Source organism: Variovorax sp. KBW07, assembly GCF_003852515.1.
Lineage (GTDB): Bacteria > Pseudomonadota > Gammaproteobacteria > Burkholderiales > Burkholderiaceae_C > Variovorax.
In genome coordinates this window covers 1-15,230 of sequence record NZ_QAJK01000031.1, presented here as the reverse complement: position 1 = coordinate 15,230, position 15,230 = coordinate 1, and the positions used below count along the sequence as shown (strand labels likewise).

The window sequence follows — 15,230 nt, the reverse complement described above, 5'->3', positions numbered from 1 at the left end:
AATGATGGTTCACACATCCAGGAGACACCCCAGTGGCTGACAAGGACCCTCTGCGCGTCGGCATCCTCTATTCGGAAACCGGCGTCACCTCGACCATCGGGCTGTCGCAGCTGCAAGGCGCCCTGCTCGCCATCGAGGAGATCAACGAGGCCGGCGGCGTCGATGGCCGCGAGATCCAGGCCGTGCGCTACGACCCGCAATCGAACCCCGCGCGCTACGCCCAGCTGGCCGAAAAACTGATCGTGCAGGACCGCGTCAACGTGATCTTCGGCTGCTACATGTCGAGCAGCCGCAAGGCGGTGATTCCGGTGATAGAGAAGTGGAACAAGCTGCTTTTCTACCCCACGCTCTACGAGGGCTTCGAGTACTCGGGCAACGTGATCTACACCGGCGCCGCGCCCAACCAGAACAGCGTGCAGCTGGCGGAGTTCATGACCACGAATTTCGGCGCCCGCGTGTACCTGATCGGCTCCGACTACATCTACCCCTACGAGTCGAACCGCATCATGGGCGAGCTGGTGATGCAGCGCCCCGGCAGCGAGAAGCTGGGCGAGCGCTACGTGGCGCTGGACGCGACCGAAAAAGACTACCGCGCGATCATGGACGACATCCGCGACAAGCAGCCCGATTTCATTTTCTCGACGGTGGTGGGCGACTCGACCGCGAGCCTGTACCGCGCGTATGCCGAAGCGGGTTTCGATCCGCGGGCCATGCCGATCGCGAGCCTCACGACGTCGGAGGCCGAAATCTCGCAGATGGGCCATGGCGTGGCGACGGGGCACTTCACGGCGGCGCCGTATTTCCAGTCGATCGACTCGCCGGCCAACCGGCGTTGCCTGGCGCGGTTGCGCGAGCGTTTCGGCGACGGCTGCGTTCCCAACCTGTGCTGGGAGGCCTCGTATTTCCAGATGCACATTTTTGCGAACGCGTTCCGCCAGGCGGGCAACGACGGCATCGCGGAGATCCTGCCGCACATCCTGGGCAGCGAGTTCGATGCGCCGCAGGGCCGCGTAAAAATCGACCCGACGAACCATCACACTTGTCTCTACCCACGCATCGGGCGGGTGGACGCACACGGGCAGTTCACGATCGTGCGGCAGGCGACGCGCGCGGTGTACCCCGACCCTTACCTCGTCACGCATTCGCTGGGCGACTGGACGGCCAAGCTCGACACGCTGGAAGTCTAGGATGAGCTCTTCTGTCTTTCGCTTTGTGCGTCGGTCTTGGGAGCGCTGCTGTTCAGGGCACGCTCACGCCGACGGCGTGCTCTGCTCCGCGAATGTCCCCCGCTTCGCTCCTCCTTTATTTCGCTGCGCAGAGCACACCATCGGCGCGAGCGCCTCAGAGCCGAGGTTGATCGAGCGGCACAAGCGCAGCGCCCATGTGCGAATGGCATCGGGTGCNNTCGCACGCGCCCCGAATGCCCCCGCATTCGAACCCGCCCCCCGCAGGAGACCTGAGCGTGGACGGCACAGCGCCCAAAAGACACACCCTCCGGGTGACGCCACCGCAGCTCAAGGAACTGCGGCTGCTCAAGATCGCGGTAATACATCCCGACGACGCAGACGGCCGACAGCTCACCCAACAGCTGCAGCGCATCGGCTGCCAGGTCCAGGCCTTCTGGCCGCCCGTGCAGGTCTTGCCCGACGGCATCGACGTTGCGTTCATGGCCGTGCAGCCCGACTTCATCAACCTGCGCTTCGAGTGGACCCAGAGCGAAGACGCGCCCGCCATCATCGCCGTCGTCACCTACGAGAACCCCACCATCGTCGAGGCCGTGCTCGAGATCGGCGCCAAGGCCGTGCTGCCCTCGCCCGTGCGCTCGTTCGGGTTGCTGTCGGCACTGGTCGTCGCGCGCGAGGCGCACAAGGAGAGCCGCTCGCTCGCGCGGCGGCTGCGCAAGGTCGAGGCCAAGCTGCTCGGCGTGCGGCAACTCGCCGAAGCCAAGGCCGTGCTCATGAAGACGCACTGCGTCTCCGAAGGGCAGGCCTACGACCTCATCCGCGAACAGGCGATGAGCAAGCGCACCACCATGGAAGAGATTGCCGCCGCCATCGTCAACGCCAGCGAAATTCTTTCGCTGGGCGTGCGCAAGCCGGGACAGAACTGAGAGCTGGCTCAGGCGTCGCGCCGAATCAGAGCTGCCGAAAAGTGCCCAGCACCTTCAGCACGCTCTGCGTGGCGCCGTCGAGCGTGGCGCGCTGGCGGTGCGCCATGCCCAGGCGGCGCGTGAGCTTCGGCGTGATCGGCAGCACCTGCATGCGCTCGTTGAGCGCCGCGTCGGTGGTCTGCTGCAACGGCAGCAGCGCGGCGCCGTAGCCGGCCGCCACCAGGCTGCGAATGGCGGCGTCGTAGTTCAGCTCGATGCGTGCGCGCGGCGCAAAGCCGGCGGCGGCAAACCACTCCATCGACAGCCGGTACATGTGGGTGGTGGCGTCGTTGAAGATCAACGGTTGCGCCGCCAGCCACGCCGGCGTGGCGCGCCTGGGCGCCTTCCAGCGCGGCGGCACGAAAGCCATCATGGCCTGGTCGCGCCATGGCGTGACCACCAGGTCGCGCTGCGGCGGCTGCGGCATTGCGACCAGCCCGATGTCGAGCGTGCCGGCGGCCAGCCGCGCCATCGCCTCGAACGAGCCGAGGATGCTGACCTCGACGTCGATGCCCGCATGCGCCTCGCCCAACGCCTCGAGCACCTGCGGCAGCAGGTCGACCACCACGCCGGTCGATGTGCCCAGCCGCACGCGGCCGGTGCGGCCCTCGGCCTGGCGCTTGACGGCTTCGACGGCCTCGTCGGTGTCGCGCAGCAGCTTGCGCCCGCGCTCCACCAGGGCGGCGCCGGCCGCGGTGGGCGTGACGCGGCGATTGCCGCGCACCACCAGCGGTGCGCCCAGCCGCGATTCGAGTTCGCTGATGTGCAGGCTCACCGTGGGCTGGGCCAGGTGCAGCGCCGTGGCGGCCGCCGAAAACGTGCCCAGGTCGGCAATGGCGATGAGCGTTCGCAGCTGGTCGAGGTTGAGTTGTCGCATCAGGAATGCTGATTGGAGGGTTCAGGAATCTCAACTTCCACAATAGCACACGGCGCCGGAAGATGAGCACACCCCAACAAGGAGCACACCGTGACAGCGCCGACGCATTCGCCCTTCCCCCAACGCCTGATGCACGCCCTGCGCCGCTGGCGCCGTCGCGTGGCGGAGCGCCGCCGCCACCGCGCGGATGCCGGGCACCTGGCCTGCATGAGCGAGCACGACCTGCGCGACCTGGGCATCGGGCGCAGCGAAGTGCAACAACTGCTGGACAGCCACCGCTGAAGACGGCGCGGCGGGACTGCCGCAACCCGGCGCCCGTCTTCAGCCAACGCACCGGTTTTTGAGGTTCAATCCGGGGCGTGCCCAAAACCGCAGCTCCCGCCCTTCTTTCCATCGAACTCACCTCGCCGCAATCGGTCAATGGCCGGCGCGCGGCCTTCCAGTCGCTCTGGCTGCTGGTGCGCATGCAGCACGCGCACGATGCCGAAGCCGGACTGGTGCGGCTGGCCGACCTGCGCGGCGAAGTCTCCGACGCAAGCACCCTGCGCATGGTCGTGAGCCGCGCGTTCCGCGATTTCAAGACCTGGGACGTCGAGGTCGGCTGGGGTGAAGACACCCAGCGCGAGCCCCGCTTCCTGAACGCAGAGCGGCGCAGCCAGGGCCCGTTCTGGTTGCCGGTGGCCGAGGCTCGGCGCGTGCGCATGCTGGTCGGCGGCCGCGCGGCCACGGCGGCAGAGGTCGCGTCGTTCCTCGGGCTGCGCTCGCGCAAGGCCCGCGCAGGCTCACCCGGCTCGCCGCCGCCCGACGCGGTGCACCTGCAGGACGCCGCCTTCTGGAAACAGCTGGTCGCCTCGCAGCAGGCGGCGCGGCAAGGCCGGCTCATGGCGCCCGTGGCCGGTGGCGATGCAACCGGCCAGCCGGCCAGTGCGCTGGAGTCGATCCGCATGGCCGGCACGCTGGCCGCCACCGACTTCCAGCGCGCGCTGGTCACGCTCAACGAGGCGATGCTGTGGCGCCGCCTGGGCGACAACGAGCAGGCGCGCCGCCGCCTGCAGGCACTGAAGAAGCAGCGCCTTGCACACCATGTGGCGGGCAACGACTACCTGGGCGCGATGGAATGCATCGTCTCGGCCTGGTGCGCCTACACCGCGCGCGACCTGCCGCTGGCGCAGTCGCTGCTGGCCGGCATGGCCGACGACGCGGCACGCGGGCTGGTGCTGCGGCACCACCCCGACGTGCGCTTCGAGTGGTGCAACCTGTGGGCGCTGGTGTGCCGCTCGCGCGCGCTCGGGCTTTCGGCCGACGACAAGGCCACCGCCGCCACGCTGGCCGAAGAGTCGCTGCGCCGCTTCGGCGAAGCACTGGCGGCCGCCTTCGAATCGCATTCCTTCGACGCGGCGCAGCACGTGGCCGCCAACATGGGCATGGCCGCCTGGCTGTTCGACCGTGTCGGCCTGAGCGACCTGCCCACGCTGGCGCACGACGGCAACGCCGACACCACGCGCCGCGCCGTGCAGTGGATCGCCTTCAGCGAATGGCTGTGCGGCCACACCGACGGCCAGGGCCGCTCGGCCTGGAATGCGATCTACCTGATGCGCATCGCGCGCGGCCACTGCCGGCCCGAGTCGCAACCCTCGCTGGCCCAGTTCCGCGCGCAGAAGCCGTTGGACCCGGCCGCCGTCTCGAAGCTGGCGGGCCCGCTCGCCGACGCCTTCGACGCCACGCACTGGCCGGCGCGCTGGGTCGACGTGGCGCAGGCGCGGCTGACCGACCACCAGGCGGGCCGCCGCCGCTACCCCGGCCTGCAGCATTGCAGCCTGCTGTTCGAGCACGCCTGGTATGCGGCGCACGCGGGCGAGCTGAAGGCGGCCGAGCAATCGCTGGGCTTGCTGCGCGAAGCGTTGCCGCAGCTGGTGCCGAGCGACCGTGCCTACTTCACCGAATCGTGGAACGACACGCTGCCGGCAGAATTGGTGCTCGAAGCAAAGCCGCCGAGGCGCCCGGCGGCACGAAAGAAGACCGCGCCACGCGCGCGCTAGACACGGTGTTCCGCAGCATGCCCAACAACGACCAAGACAACCACGGCAACGACGGCCACAACGGCCACAACCGCGACGACGCCCACGCGCCCATCGACCTGGCGGCCCACCGCGAACGCCGCGCGCGGCAGCAGCAGGAACAGCAGCGGCAACGCCAGCGCGCCTCGGCAGCACAGGCATCGCGCGACGCCGGCGCGGCCACCACCGAGCCGGGGCCCGGCGAGGTGCCCTGCGTCCGCTGCAAGGAGCCGATCTACGGCCACGCGTTGCGCTGCCCTCACTGCGGCGTGCATTTCAGCGGCGGTGCCGAAGCCTTCGCCCCGAAGGAAGGGCTCCCGCTGCGCACGAAGATGGCCATTGCGCTGGTCGCCCTGGCGCTTCTCTACGCGGGCCTGAGCGACGACATCGCCGCCTGGTGGTAGGCCAAAGCCGCTAGCGTGCGAGCAGTGCGTGCCGCACCCGCTCGCGCAGCACCGGCAGCACATCGCTCTCGAACCACGGGTGGTGCTTGAACCACCCCGTGTTGCGCGGCGAAGGATGTGGCAGCGGCACCGTGCGCGGCCCGTAGTCCGCGAAAGCCTCGACCGTTTCGGTGACGCTGCCGCGCGCGGCCTTGCCCAGGAAATGGCGCTGCGCATACTGGCCGATGAGCAGGGTCAGCTCCACGTCTTTCATCTGCGCGAGGAGCCGCGCGTGCCACAGCTGCGCGCATTCCCTGCGCGGCGGCAGGTCGCCGCTCTTGCCACGGCCCGGGTAGCAATAGCCCATCGGCACGATGGCCACGCGCGCCGCGTCGTAGAACACATCGCGATCGATGCCGAGCCAGCGGCGCAGCTGGTCGCCGCTCCTGTCGTTCCACGGCACGCCGGTCTGGTGCACGGTCAGGCTCGGCGCCTGGCCGACGATCAGCAGCCTGGCGGTGCGGCTCGCCTGCACGATGGGGCGTGGGCCCAGCGGCAGGTGAACGGCGCAGGCGCGGCAGCTCCGAATCTCGGCAAGTAGAAGGTCCACCGGGAGGCTGCTTCTTTCTGTGTGCGCAGTCTGCGTTGCAGCCGCCGCCGCTACTTCGCGAACGGGCGGAAGAAGGCGTTGAGCTCGGTGCCCGCCGCCGCGTCGGCGAAGCCGTCGAAGCGGCCTTCGTCGGCCAGCGTGCGCGCGGCCCGCAGGAAGCCGCCCCAGGCCGCGCGAGCGAGCGCGCCGCCGACGCTGACGCGCCGCACGCCCAGCCCGGCGATGTCTTTCATCGTCAGGTCACTGGTCGCGCCGACCAGCAGGTTGACTGGCTTGCCGCCCGCGGCCGCGACCACGGCGGCGATGTGTTCACGCGTCTTGATGCCGGGCGCATAGAGGCAGTCGGCGCCCGCGTTCGCGTAGGCCTTGAGCCGGGCGATGGCGTCGTCGATGTCGGGGCGGCCGGCAAAAAAGTTCTCGGCACGGCCGACCAGCAGCACGTCGGCGCCGCTCGCGTCGATGGCCTTGCGCGCGGCGCGCATGCGCTCGACCGCCACGTCGATGGAGAACAGCGGGTCGTCCGCGCGGCCCGTCGAGTCTTCGATCGACAGGCCGGCCACGCCGGTCTCGACCGCGAGCCGCACGCTCTCGGCCACACCCTGCGCATCGGCGGCAAAGCCGTTCTCGAAGTCGGCGTTCACCGGCAGGTCGGTGGCGGCCACCAGCTCGCGCAGGTGGTCGAGGATGGCATCGCGCGACAGCGCCCCGTCGGCATGGCCCCGCGACCACGCGAAGCCCGAGCTGGTGGTGGCCAGCGCCTTGAAGCCCAGGCCTTCGAGATAGCGCGCGCTGCCGGTGTCCCAGGGGTTCGGGATGACGAAGCAGCCTTGTTCGTGGAGCGCGCGGAAGTCGGCGCGTTTCTGAGCGACGGTACGGGTCATTGCAGGGCCTCGGTTTGTCTTGCCGGTCTGGAACAGGTGAAGGGAGCGGTCAGGATAAGCCCGTCCGCGCTACCGCGGCACCCGGCGGGTTTTGCAGCAGGTAGTCGATGAAGGCGCGCACCGCCGGCAGCATGCCGCGCCGGGATGCGAATGCGGCCTGGATCTGGCTGGCCGCGCAGGCCCATTCGCCGCACACGCGCACCAGGCGGCCTTCGGCAAGCGCATCGCGGCACATGATCTCGGGCAGCAGTGCAAGGCCCATGCCCTGCTCGGCAAGGTGCCTTAGCGCGAACATGTCGTCGGTCACGAAGTTCGGCGTGAAGCCGAACTCGCGCACCTGCGTGCCGCGCTCCAGCGTCCAGCGGTAACGGTCGTTCCCGGCGGGCAGCGACAGCACGGGCCATGCGGCCAGGTCGACGAGCTCTTGCGGCGTGCCCAGCCGCTCGACCAGCCCGGGGCTCGCCAGCAGCACATCGACGGTGGCGCCCAGCGGCCGGGCAACGAGGCTCGAGTCCTCGAAGGGCGGCCGCCGCACGCGCAGCACCACGTCGATGTTCTCCTGCAGCGGATCGACACGGCGGTTGCTCACTTCGAGCTGCAGCCGCACGCCGGGGCAGGCACGCATGAAGGCGGGAATGAGCGGCGTGAGCCAGAACTGCGCCAGCGTGAACGGGCAGCTCACGCGCAGCAGGCCCTGCGGCTGCGAGGTGGCCTGGCGCAGCACGTCGAAAGCCTCGTCGCCCGCCGCCACCGTGGCCTGGCAGCGTTCGTAGAACTCGCGGCCCACGCCGGTGAGCAGCAGCCGGCGCGAACTGCGCTGCAGCAGCCGCACGCCCAGGCGCTCCTCGAGCTGCGAGATGCGCCGGCTCAGGCGCGACTTGGGAATGCCCAGGTGCCGGCTGGCGGCGCTGAAGCCCTGATGCGTCACCACGTGGGCGAAGAGCGCCAGGTCGTTAAGGTCTTCCATGTCTCTTGTTCCGTTTTTCGTTCTGTCCGCGGAACGATCCGTTCCTGCCGGGCGAATTGTTCTGTGTTCGTTCCACCAGCATCATCGATCGCACCCCTTTCGGTCAACCATCCGCCCCATCCAGCACTGCCCAACACACGCCATGAAACTCGCCAGCTTCCACCACCGGGACGCCCTTCGCTTCGGCGTGGTCCGAATTGAAGACGCGCAGATCGCCGACCTGGCGGACCAGCCCGGCGCGCCGCCTGGCCTGCGCGAGCTTCTGGCACGCGGCGACGAAGGCATGGCGTGGCTGCGTGCCGCGCTGGCGGACGCGCCCCGCGTGGCACTGGCCAGCGTGCGGCTGGCGGCGCCCATTCCCGGACCGCAGAAATTTCTCGGGCTCGGCGGCAACTACGCCTCGCACCTGGAGGAAGCGGCGAGGCTGGGGCTGGTGCGGCCACCGGGGCAGGTGTGGTTCAACAAGCAGGTGTCGTGCGTGGCGGGCCCTTTCGACGCGGTGCACAAGCCCCGCGTGTCCGAGCAGTTCGACTACGAAGGCGAACTCGGCGTGGTCATCGGCCGGCGTTGCCGCCACGTGCGCGCCGAAGACGCGATGGCCATGGTCGCGGGCTACGTGGTGGTCAACGACATGAGCGTGCGCGACTGGCAGATGCGCGCGCCCACGCACACGCTGGGCAAGTCCTTCGACACCCACGGCCCCTTCGGGCCCTGGCTGGTGACGCGCGATGAAATTGCCGATGCGCATGCGCTCCGGCTGCGCACCTGGGTCAACGGCGAGCTGCGGCAGGACGGCAACACCGCGCAGATGATCCACCGCATCGAGGCCATGCTGGTCGAGCTGAGCACCGCCTTCACGCTGGAGCCGGGCGACGTGCTGAGCACCGGCAGCCCCGCGGGCGTGGGCGGGCTGATGGACCCGCCGCGCTACCTGGTGCCGGGCGACGTGGTGCGCGTGGAAATCGAAGGTATCGGCCACATCGAGAACCGCGTGGTGCCCGAGCCCGCGAACTGAGCGTCGAGACCAGAAAAAGAAGGAGACATCCATGAACGACATCGCCACCCCGGTGCGCCCGCTCCCCGATTTCACGCGCACCGCGCTGAGCCCCGTCAAGCTGGCGCACGTGGTGCTGCGCGTGAGCGACCTGGCGCGTTCGCGCGCGTGGTACCTCGACGTGTTGCAGGCCCGCGCCGCGTTCGAGAACGAGATGCTGTGCTTCCTGACCTACGACGACGAGCACCACCGCATCGGCCTGATCGCAGGGCCGGCGCTCAAGCACGACGCCGACGCAAGCACGGGCCTGGAGCACATCGCCTTCACCTACGGCTCGCTCGGCGAGCTGCTGGCCAACCACCGCCGGCTGGCCGCGCACGGCATCCGGCCCTACTGGTGCATCAACCACGGGCCGACCATTTCGATGTACTACCGCGACCCCGACGGCCACCGCCTGGAGTTGCAGCACGACGTGTTCGAAACTGCGGAAGAAGTCAGCGCCTTCTTTGCCGGCGGCGCCTACGCCGAGAACTTCATGGGCGTGGTGTTCGACCCCGAAGCGCTGGCCCTGCGCTTCGAGGCCGGCGAGCCGCTGGCCTCGCTCACCGCGCGGCCCCGGCTGCCGGAAGGCAAGGGGCCGTGGGACATGTTCGTGCCCTGATATTCGTGGTCTGAGCTTCAGGCGCGCTCAGCACTCCACCACGTTCACCGCGAGCCCGCCCAGCGAGGTCTCCTTGTAGGTCGACTTCATGTCTTCGCCGGTCTGCTTCATGGTGCGGATCACGGCGTCGAGCGACACGTAGTGGCTGCCGTCGCCGCGCAGCGCCATGCGCGCCGCGTTGATGGCTTTCACGGCCCCCATCGCGTTGCGCTCCACGCACGGAATCTGCACCATGCCGCCGACCGGGTCGCAGGTCAGGCCCAGGTTGTGTTCCATGCCGATCTCGGCGGCGTTCTCGACCTGCGCCGGCGTGGCGCCTAGCACCGCCGCCAGCGCGCCGGCGGCCATCGAGCAGGCCACGCCCACTTCGCCCTGGCAGCCGACCTCGGCGCCGGAGATCGACGCGTTGGCCTTGTAGAGCATGCCGATGGCCGCGGCCGTGAGCAGGAAGTCGACGATGCCGTCGTCATTCGCCTGCGGCACGAAGCGCTGGTAGTAATGCATCACGGCCGGCACCACGCCGGCCGCGCCGTTGGTGGGCGCGGTAACGACACGGCCGCCGGCCGCGTTTTCTTCGTTCACGGCCATGGCGAAGGCGTTGACCCAGTCCATCACCGCGAGCGGGTCGGCCGCGCCGGCCTGCGCCAGCAGTTCGCGGCTCAGTTCGGGCGCGCGGCGGCGCATGCGCAGCGGGCCGGGCAGCGCCTGCGCGGCCAGCGGGTTGTCGATGCCGAAGCCGCGCTGCACGCACTGCTGCATCACGCCCCAGATGCGCAGCAGGCCCGCGCGCACCTCGGCCTCGGGCCGCCACACGCATTCGTTGCGCATCACCAGCGCCGCGACCGAGAGGCCGCTGGCACGGCATTGCGCCATGAGTTCGTCGCCGGTGGTGAAGGGATGCGGCACGGCGGACGCCGCGGCCACCGTCTCGGCCACGGCCTGGCCGCCTTCGACGACGAAGCCGCCGCCGACCGAGAAATACGTGCCCTCGGCCAGCGTGGCGCCATCGACCGCGAAGGCCGTGAAGCGCATGGCGTTGGGGTGCTCGGGCAGCGACTCTTCGCCGCGAAAGGCGATGTCGCGCACGCGGTCGAAGGCGATGGGCGTGGTGCCCAGCAGGCTCAGCTGGCCGGTGCGGCGCAGCGCTTCCAGGCGCGGCTGCACGGTCTCCGGCCGCACGGTGTCGGGCGCATCGCCGAACAGGCCGAGGATCACGCCCTGGTCGGTCGCGTGGCCATGGCCGGTGGCGCCGAGCGAGCCGAACAGGTCCGCGTGCAGGCGTGCCACCCGCGCAAGCACGCCGCGTGCTTCGAGGGAGCGCGCGAACATCAGCGCGGCGCGCATCGGCCCGACGGTGTGCGAGCTCGACGGGCCGATGCCGATCTTGAAGATGTCGAAGGCGGAGAGCATCAGCGCATCATGCGACCGGAAGCTGCTGCTTGACCAGTGCCACCCAGTAGGCGGCGCCCAGCGGCAGGATGGCGTCGTTGAAGTCGTAGTACGGGTTGTGCACGTTCGGGTCGTTCGGGCCCTCGCCCGCGCCGATGCCGATGTAGGCGCCGGGGCGCTTCTGCAGCATGAAGGCGAAGTCTTCCGAGCCCATGGCCGGCGGAATGTCGGTGTGCACCTGGGCGTGCTCGACCAGGCTGGCGGCGGCGGAGATGGCGGCGTCGGTTTCGGCCGGGGTGTTGACCACGCCGGGGTAGCCGCGGCGGTAGTCGAGCGCCACCTTGGCGCCGTGCGTGACAGCCACGCCGTCGCAGATCTGCTGCATCGCGGCCTGGGTCTTGTCCTGGATGGCGGGGTCGAGCGTGCGCACGGTGCCGCGCAGCACCACGGTCTCGGGAATCACGTTCCAGGTGTCGCCGCCGTGGATCTGCGTGACGCTCACCACCGCAGAATCGGTGGCGCCGGTGCGGCGGCTCACGATGGTCTGCAGCGCGTTGACGAGCTGGGCCGACACCACCACCGAGTCGATGCCGGTCTCGGGCATGGCGCCGTGGCTGCCCTTGCCGGTAATGACGATCTCGAAGGTGTCGAGAAAGGCCGTCATCGTGCCCTTGCGGATCGCGAACTGCCCACGCGGCAGGCTGGGGAAGTTGTGCATGCCGTAGACGGCATCGGCGGGGAACTGGTCGAACAGGCCCTCTTCGACCATCACGCGGCCGCCGCCTTCGTTTTCTTCGGCCGGCTGGAACACGAACTGCACCGTGCCCTTGAACGGCTTGTGGCGCGACAGGTGCTCGGCCGCGCCCAGCAGCATGGCGGTGTGGCCGTCGTGGCCGCAGGCGTGCATCTTGCCGGCGCACTTGGATGCGTGCGGCTGAGTGCCCAGCTCCTGCATGTTCAGCGCGTCGAGGTCGGCGCGCAGCGCGATGCTCGGGCCTTCGCCGTTCTTCAGCGTGCCCACCACGCCGGTGCCGGCCAGGCCGCGATGCACCGGCAGGCCCATCAGCATCAGCGCGTTGGCGACGACGTTGGCCGTGCGGTGCTCTTCGAAGGCGGTCTCGGGGTTGGCGTGGATGTCGCGGCGCCAGTTCAGCATGCGCTCGCGGGTGTCTTCGGCAATTTCGGGGTCGCGGTACATGGCGGTCTCTCTCGTGGTCGTGGGGTCAGTGGAAGAATTCGGCGATGAACGTGGCGCCGAGGAAGGTGCCGGCCGTGGCTGTGAGCGACACCACCACGATGCGCCAGCCCAGCTGGCGGAACACCGGCAGGTCTTTCGCGACGGAGAAGCCGGCCAGTGCCAGCACCGGCGTGGTGAAGGCCAGGAAGTTGAGCTTGGCGGTGAGCGCGATCAGCGCATCGGAGAACGGAAACAGGCCGGGAATGCCGACCACGGTGGCCACCACCGACAGCACCAGCACCATCGGCAGGCGCGGCACCAGGCGCTTGATGCCCTCGACCACCAGCGCAATCGCCACCACGGCGGCCATGCCTTCGAGCGACACCAGCATCGGCACCTTGTAGGTCAGCGAATTGCCGATGAGCACGCCGCCGCCCACCACGGCCCAGGCGATGAGCGTGTCGCGCAGCGGCAAGGCTGCGCCATGCCCCACGCTGACCTGCGACATGGCGCCCGTGCCCGCCGCGCCCGCCGCATCCTGCGCGCCGCGCTTCGAGAAACGGCCCAGCACCGGCTCCAACTTGCCGTAGAGCCACGCGCACAGCGGCAACGACAGGAACAGAGTGAAGTAGAAACCGGCCACGGTGGTCAGCAGGTTCGATGCGGCGGCGATGGCCGTGAGCTGCGGCAGCATTTCGGCCGGCTGCTGCGCGGCGATGGCGCCCAGGGCCGCCGCCATCAGGCTGCCCGAGCCCACGCCGGCGCCCATGGCCAGCGAACGCGGATCGAAGATATGCAGGCTCGCGATGAAGCCCGCCAGCACGGCGATGAACAACGCGCCCAGCACCGTGCCGGTGATGTACTCGGCCAGCACGCCGCGGCCTTCGGGCGAGGCCATGCCGTACTTCTCTCCGATGATCACCAGGTTGCCTTCGCGGCCCACGGAAAAGGTAGCGCCCACGGCTTCGCGCTTGATGCCCAGCAGCAGTGCCAGCGGCAGGCCCAGCGCCAGGGTGCCGAGCGCATGGCCGAACTCCTGGAACAGCAGCGCCCAGCCCGCCTGCTTGACCTGCGGCAACGCCGCGCCAACGGTCAGGCCCAGCTTCACGACGAACAGCAGCAGCCCCGCATTGAGCAACCCGCCGGCAAACGACTGCTGCGCCGTCGCCACGCGCACCACGCCCGGCACGCGGCGGTGCGCAATGCCCCAGGCGGCCGCGATCAGCAGCGCCCACAGCATCGGCAGCAGCGCCACCTTGCCGGGCCCCACGTTGAATTGCACCGGGCCGATGAGCTCGGCCACCGCCACGATGGCGAGGGTCACGAGCGCGAGCCTGAGTTTTCCGGAAGCGGTGGTGGCGTCCGGGGCCGTGGTGTCGAGCGTGGAGGCGGCAGATGTCATGAGGTGTACTTCTGTGGGGTGTACGTCTTCTGGCGGAATGCCGGCGAGTGTCGGGGTGCGCGGCACTTGCATCAATGACGGCAAATCGGGATATTCGATGCATTGAATGCAACACTCACCCGGACCACCCGACCACACGACCATGGACGACAAGCTCGACACCCGCCGCGTGCGCTACTTCATGCAGGTGCTCGAAAGCGGCTCGGTGCGCGGCGCCGCCGACGTGCTCGACATGGACCCGTCGGCCGTCAGCCGCGCCATCGGCATCCTTGAAAAGGAATGCGGCGTGCCGCTGCTGGAGCGCCACGGCCGCGGCGTGGTGCCCACCGACGCGGGCCAGATGCTGGCCGGTTACGTGCGGCGCCAGAACAACCAGAAGCAGCATCTGCTGGCGCAGATGGACGGCATCCGCAAGATCGAGCGCGGGCACATCGACATCGTGGCCGGCGAAGGCTATGTCGACTGGCTCATGCGCCGCAGCCTGCGCGACTTCATGGCCACGCACCCGAACATCACCATCGAGCTGGACGTGGCCAGCACCGACGAGATCGTGCGGCGCATCGTCGAGGAGCGCGCCCACATCGGCATGCTGTTCCAGCCACCGAAAGACGAGCGGCTGACCTCGCACCAGTCGCATGCGCAGCCCATCCAGGCGATGGTGCTGGCGTCGCATCCGCTGGCCCGGCTCGGCCGGCCGCTCAAGCTGGCCGACCTGCTGCCCTACCCCGGCGCGACGCTGCACCGCAACTTCGGCGTGCGGCAGCACATCGAGGCGGCCGAGCTGAGCGAAGGCGTGCGCCTGCCCGCGCTGCTGACCACCACTTCTTTCAGCGCGCTCGGCCACTTCGTCTCGGCCGGTCTGGGCTACACGCTGGGCACGCGGATCTCGCTCACGCCCAACGCGGACAACACCACGCTGGTCGAGTTGCCGATGAAGAACCCGCTGCTGTCGCAGGGGCGCTCGCACATCATTTCGCGGCACGGCCGCATGCTCTCCCCGGCGGCTGCGGCGTTGCTGCGGCAGATCGTGGCCGACATGCGCGGCTATGCCGAATCGACGACGGGCGGCAAGGAGCGGCGCGCAACTGCGCGCGGCCGCGGCGCTTCAATGGCCTGAGTGGTGGACCGGGCACTGTTGTTGCGCGCCCGCGCCTTTCGGTGTTCTGATCGGACCCCATGTCCTACGTCATTCCCCTTTTCATTCACCTGCTCTGCGCCGCCTTCTGGGTCGGCGGCATGGCGACCATGCACTTCGCCGTGCGCCCCGCCGCAGTGGCCACGCTCGAGCCGCCCTTCCGCCTGCGCATGATGACCGCCACGCTGCGCCGCTTCTTCGTCGGCGTGGACGCGGCGGTGACGCTGCTGTTTCTCAGCGGCGTGGGAATGATCATGGTGACCGGCGGCTTCCGCTCCGTGCACTGGCGCGTCGAAGCGATGATGAGCATCGCGATCGTGATGGCCGCCATTTATGTCTACGTCCGCGCCTCGGTGTTCCGCGCGCTGCGCCGTGCGGTCGAAGCCGGCGCATGGCCGACGGCGGCTTCGCTGCTGAACACGGTGCGCCAGTTGGTGGGCATGAACCTCGTGCTGGGCGTGGTGGTGTTCGGCGTGGCGGTTGTCGGGCGGGCCGGCTAGCTTTCGGGACCCTTTTGTCCGGGGTGCGTGCGACTGACACCGGGTACT

The 15,230-nt window shown here is 69.4% G+C and carries 16 protein-coding genes; 9 read left to right on the top strand and 7 right to left on the bottom strand.

Annotated features, from left to right (window positions below; all coding sequences use genetic code 11):
- The first annotated feature begins 32 nt into the window (after window positions 1–32).
- Together DBV14_RS06820 and DBV14_RS06815 are read left to right on the top strand one after the other, a co-directional pair.
- Window positions 33–1,187, top strand: coding sequence for a transporter substrate-binding domain-containing protein (locus tag DBV14_RS06820; RefSeq protein WP_124458445.1), 1,155 nt, complete (start codon window positions 33–35; stop codon window positions 1,185–1,187).
- Between the two features lie 233 nt (window positions 1,188–1,420).
- Window positions 1,421–2,110 (top strand): ANTAR domain-containing response regulator, encoded by a 690-nt coding sequence (locus DBV14_RS06815; RefSeq protein WP_124458444.1) that lies wholly within the window; start codon window positions 1,421–1,423, stop codon window positions 2,108–2,110.
- 25 nt (window positions 2,111–2,135) lie between these two features.
- On the opposite strand, the gene DBV14_RS06810 is transcribed toward DBV14_RS06815, so the two are convergent.
- Window positions 2,136–3,026: a LysR family transcriptional regulator gene (locus DBV14_RS06810; RefSeq protein WP_124458443.1), complete on the bottom strand. Its 891-nt coding sequence runs from the start codon at window positions 3,024–3,026 to the stop codon at window positions 2,136–2,138.
- Window positions 3,027–3,116: 90 nt separating this feature from the next.
- Between DBV14_RS06810 and DBV14_RS06805 the strand changes: the two genes are divergently transcribed.
- The 3 genes from DBV14_RS06805 to DBV14_RS06795 all read left to right on the top strand — a co-directional run bounded on the left by DBV14_RS06805 (window position 3,117) and on the right by DBV14_RS06795 (window position 5,487).
- The gene (locus DBV14_RS06805) at window positions 3,117–3,308 is read left to right on the top strand and encodes a hypothetical protein (RefSeq protein ID WP_124458442.1); all 192 of its coding nucleotides are present in this window, start codon (window positions 3,117–3,119) and stop codon (window positions 3,306–3,308) included.
- A 77-nt stretch (window positions 3,309–3,385) separates the two neighbouring features.
- Complete coding sequence (locus tag DBV14_RS06800; RefSeq protein ID WP_124458441.1) at window positions 3,386–5,065, top strand: hypothetical protein; 1,680 nt, start codon at window positions 3,386–3,388, stop codon at window positions 5,063–5,065.
- 17 nt (window positions 5,066–5,082) lie between these two features.
- Window positions 5,083–5,487: a hypothetical protein gene (locus tag DBV14_RS06795; protein ID WP_124458440.1), complete on the top strand. Its 405-nt coding sequence runs from the start codon at window positions 5,083–5,085 to the stop codon at window positions 5,485–5,487.
- Between the two features lie 10 nt (window positions 5,488–5,497).
- Here the strand turns inward: DBV14_RS06795 and DBV14_RS06790 are convergent, their stop codons facing one another.
- From DBV14_RS06790 to DBV14_RS06780, 3 genes are read right to left on the bottom strand one after another with little or no spacing between them, the layout of a single operon-like run.
- On the bottom strand, window positions 5,498–6,076 hold the full coding sequence (locus DBV14_RS06790; RefSeq protein WP_124458439.1) for a uracil-DNA glycosylase family protein: 579 nt from the start codon (window positions 6,074–6,076) through the stop codon (window positions 5,498–5,500).
- A 50-nt stretch (window positions 6,077–6,126) separates the two neighbouring features.
- Window positions 6,127–6,957, bottom strand: coding sequence for an oxaloacetate decarboxylase (locus DBV14_RS06785; protein WP_124458438.1), 831 nt, complete (start codon window positions 6,955–6,957; stop codon window positions 6,127–6,129).
- 49 nt (window positions 6,958–7,006) lie between these two features.
- Window positions 7,007–7,924 (bottom strand): LysR substrate-binding domain-containing protein, encoded by a 918-nt coding sequence (locus DBV14_RS06780; protein WP_124458437.1) that lies wholly within the window; start codon window positions 7,922–7,924, stop codon window positions 7,007–7,009.
- A 142-nt stretch (window positions 7,925–8,066) separates the two neighbouring features.
- On the opposite strand from DBV14_RS06780, the gene DBV14_RS06775 reads away from it, so the two are divergent.
- Together DBV14_RS06775 and DBV14_RS06770 are read left to right on the top strand one after the other, a co-directional pair.
- A complete protein-coding gene (locus tag DBV14_RS06775) occupies window positions 8,067–8,939 on the top strand; it encodes a fumarylacetoacetate hydrolase family protein (RefSeq protein ID WP_124458436.1) in 873 nt (290 codons plus the stop codon).
- Window positions 8,940–8,970: 31 nt separating this feature from the next.
- Window positions 8,971–9,579: a VOC family protein gene (locus DBV14_RS06770; RefSeq protein ID WP_124458435.1), complete on the top strand. Its 609-nt coding sequence runs from the start codon at window positions 8,971–8,973 to the stop codon at window positions 9,577–9,579.
- A 27-nt stretch (window positions 9,580–9,606) separates the two neighbouring features.
- Here DBV14_RS06770 and DBV14_RS06765 read toward each other — a convergent pair whose 3' ends face one another.
- From DBV14_RS06765 to DBV14_RS06755, 3 genes are read right to left on the bottom strand one after another with little or no spacing between them, the layout of a single operon-like run.
- On the bottom strand, window positions 9,607–10,992 hold the full coding sequence (locus DBV14_RS06765; RefSeq protein WP_185545955.1) for an L-serine ammonia-lyase: 1,386 nt from the start codon (window positions 10,990–10,992) through the stop codon (window positions 9,607–9,609).
- Window positions 10,993–10,996: 4 nt separating this feature from the next.
- Entirely contained in the window at window positions 10,997–12,166 is a 1,170-nt protein-coding gene (locus tag DBV14_RS06760) for a M20 aminoacylase family protein (protein WP_124458433.1), read from the bottom strand.
- A gap of 25 nt (window positions 12,167–12,191) precedes the next feature.
- Entirely contained in the window at window positions 12,192–13,547 is a 1,356-nt protein-coding gene (locus DBV14_RS06755; protein ID WP_124458432.1) for a DUF3100 domain-containing protein, read from the bottom strand.
- Window positions 13,548–13,689: 142 nt separating this feature from the next.
- Here DBV14_RS06755 and DBV14_RS06750 point away from each other — a divergent pair, with 142 nt between their 5' ends.
- Both DBV14_RS06750 and DBV14_RS06745 read left to right on the top strand, forming a co-directional pair.
- Entirely contained in the window at window positions 13,690–14,664 is a 975-nt protein-coding gene (locus tag DBV14_RS06750; protein ID WP_124458431.1) for a LysR family transcriptional regulator, read from the top strand.
- A gap of 59 nt (window positions 14,665–14,723) precedes the next feature.
- Window positions 14,724–15,182 (top strand): CopD family protein, encoded by a 459-nt coding sequence (locus DBV14_RS06745; RefSeq protein ID WP_124458430.1) that lies wholly within the window; start codon window positions 14,724–14,726, stop codon window positions 15,180–15,182.
- The last annotated feature ends 48 nt before the right edge of the window (window positions 15,183–15,230 follow it).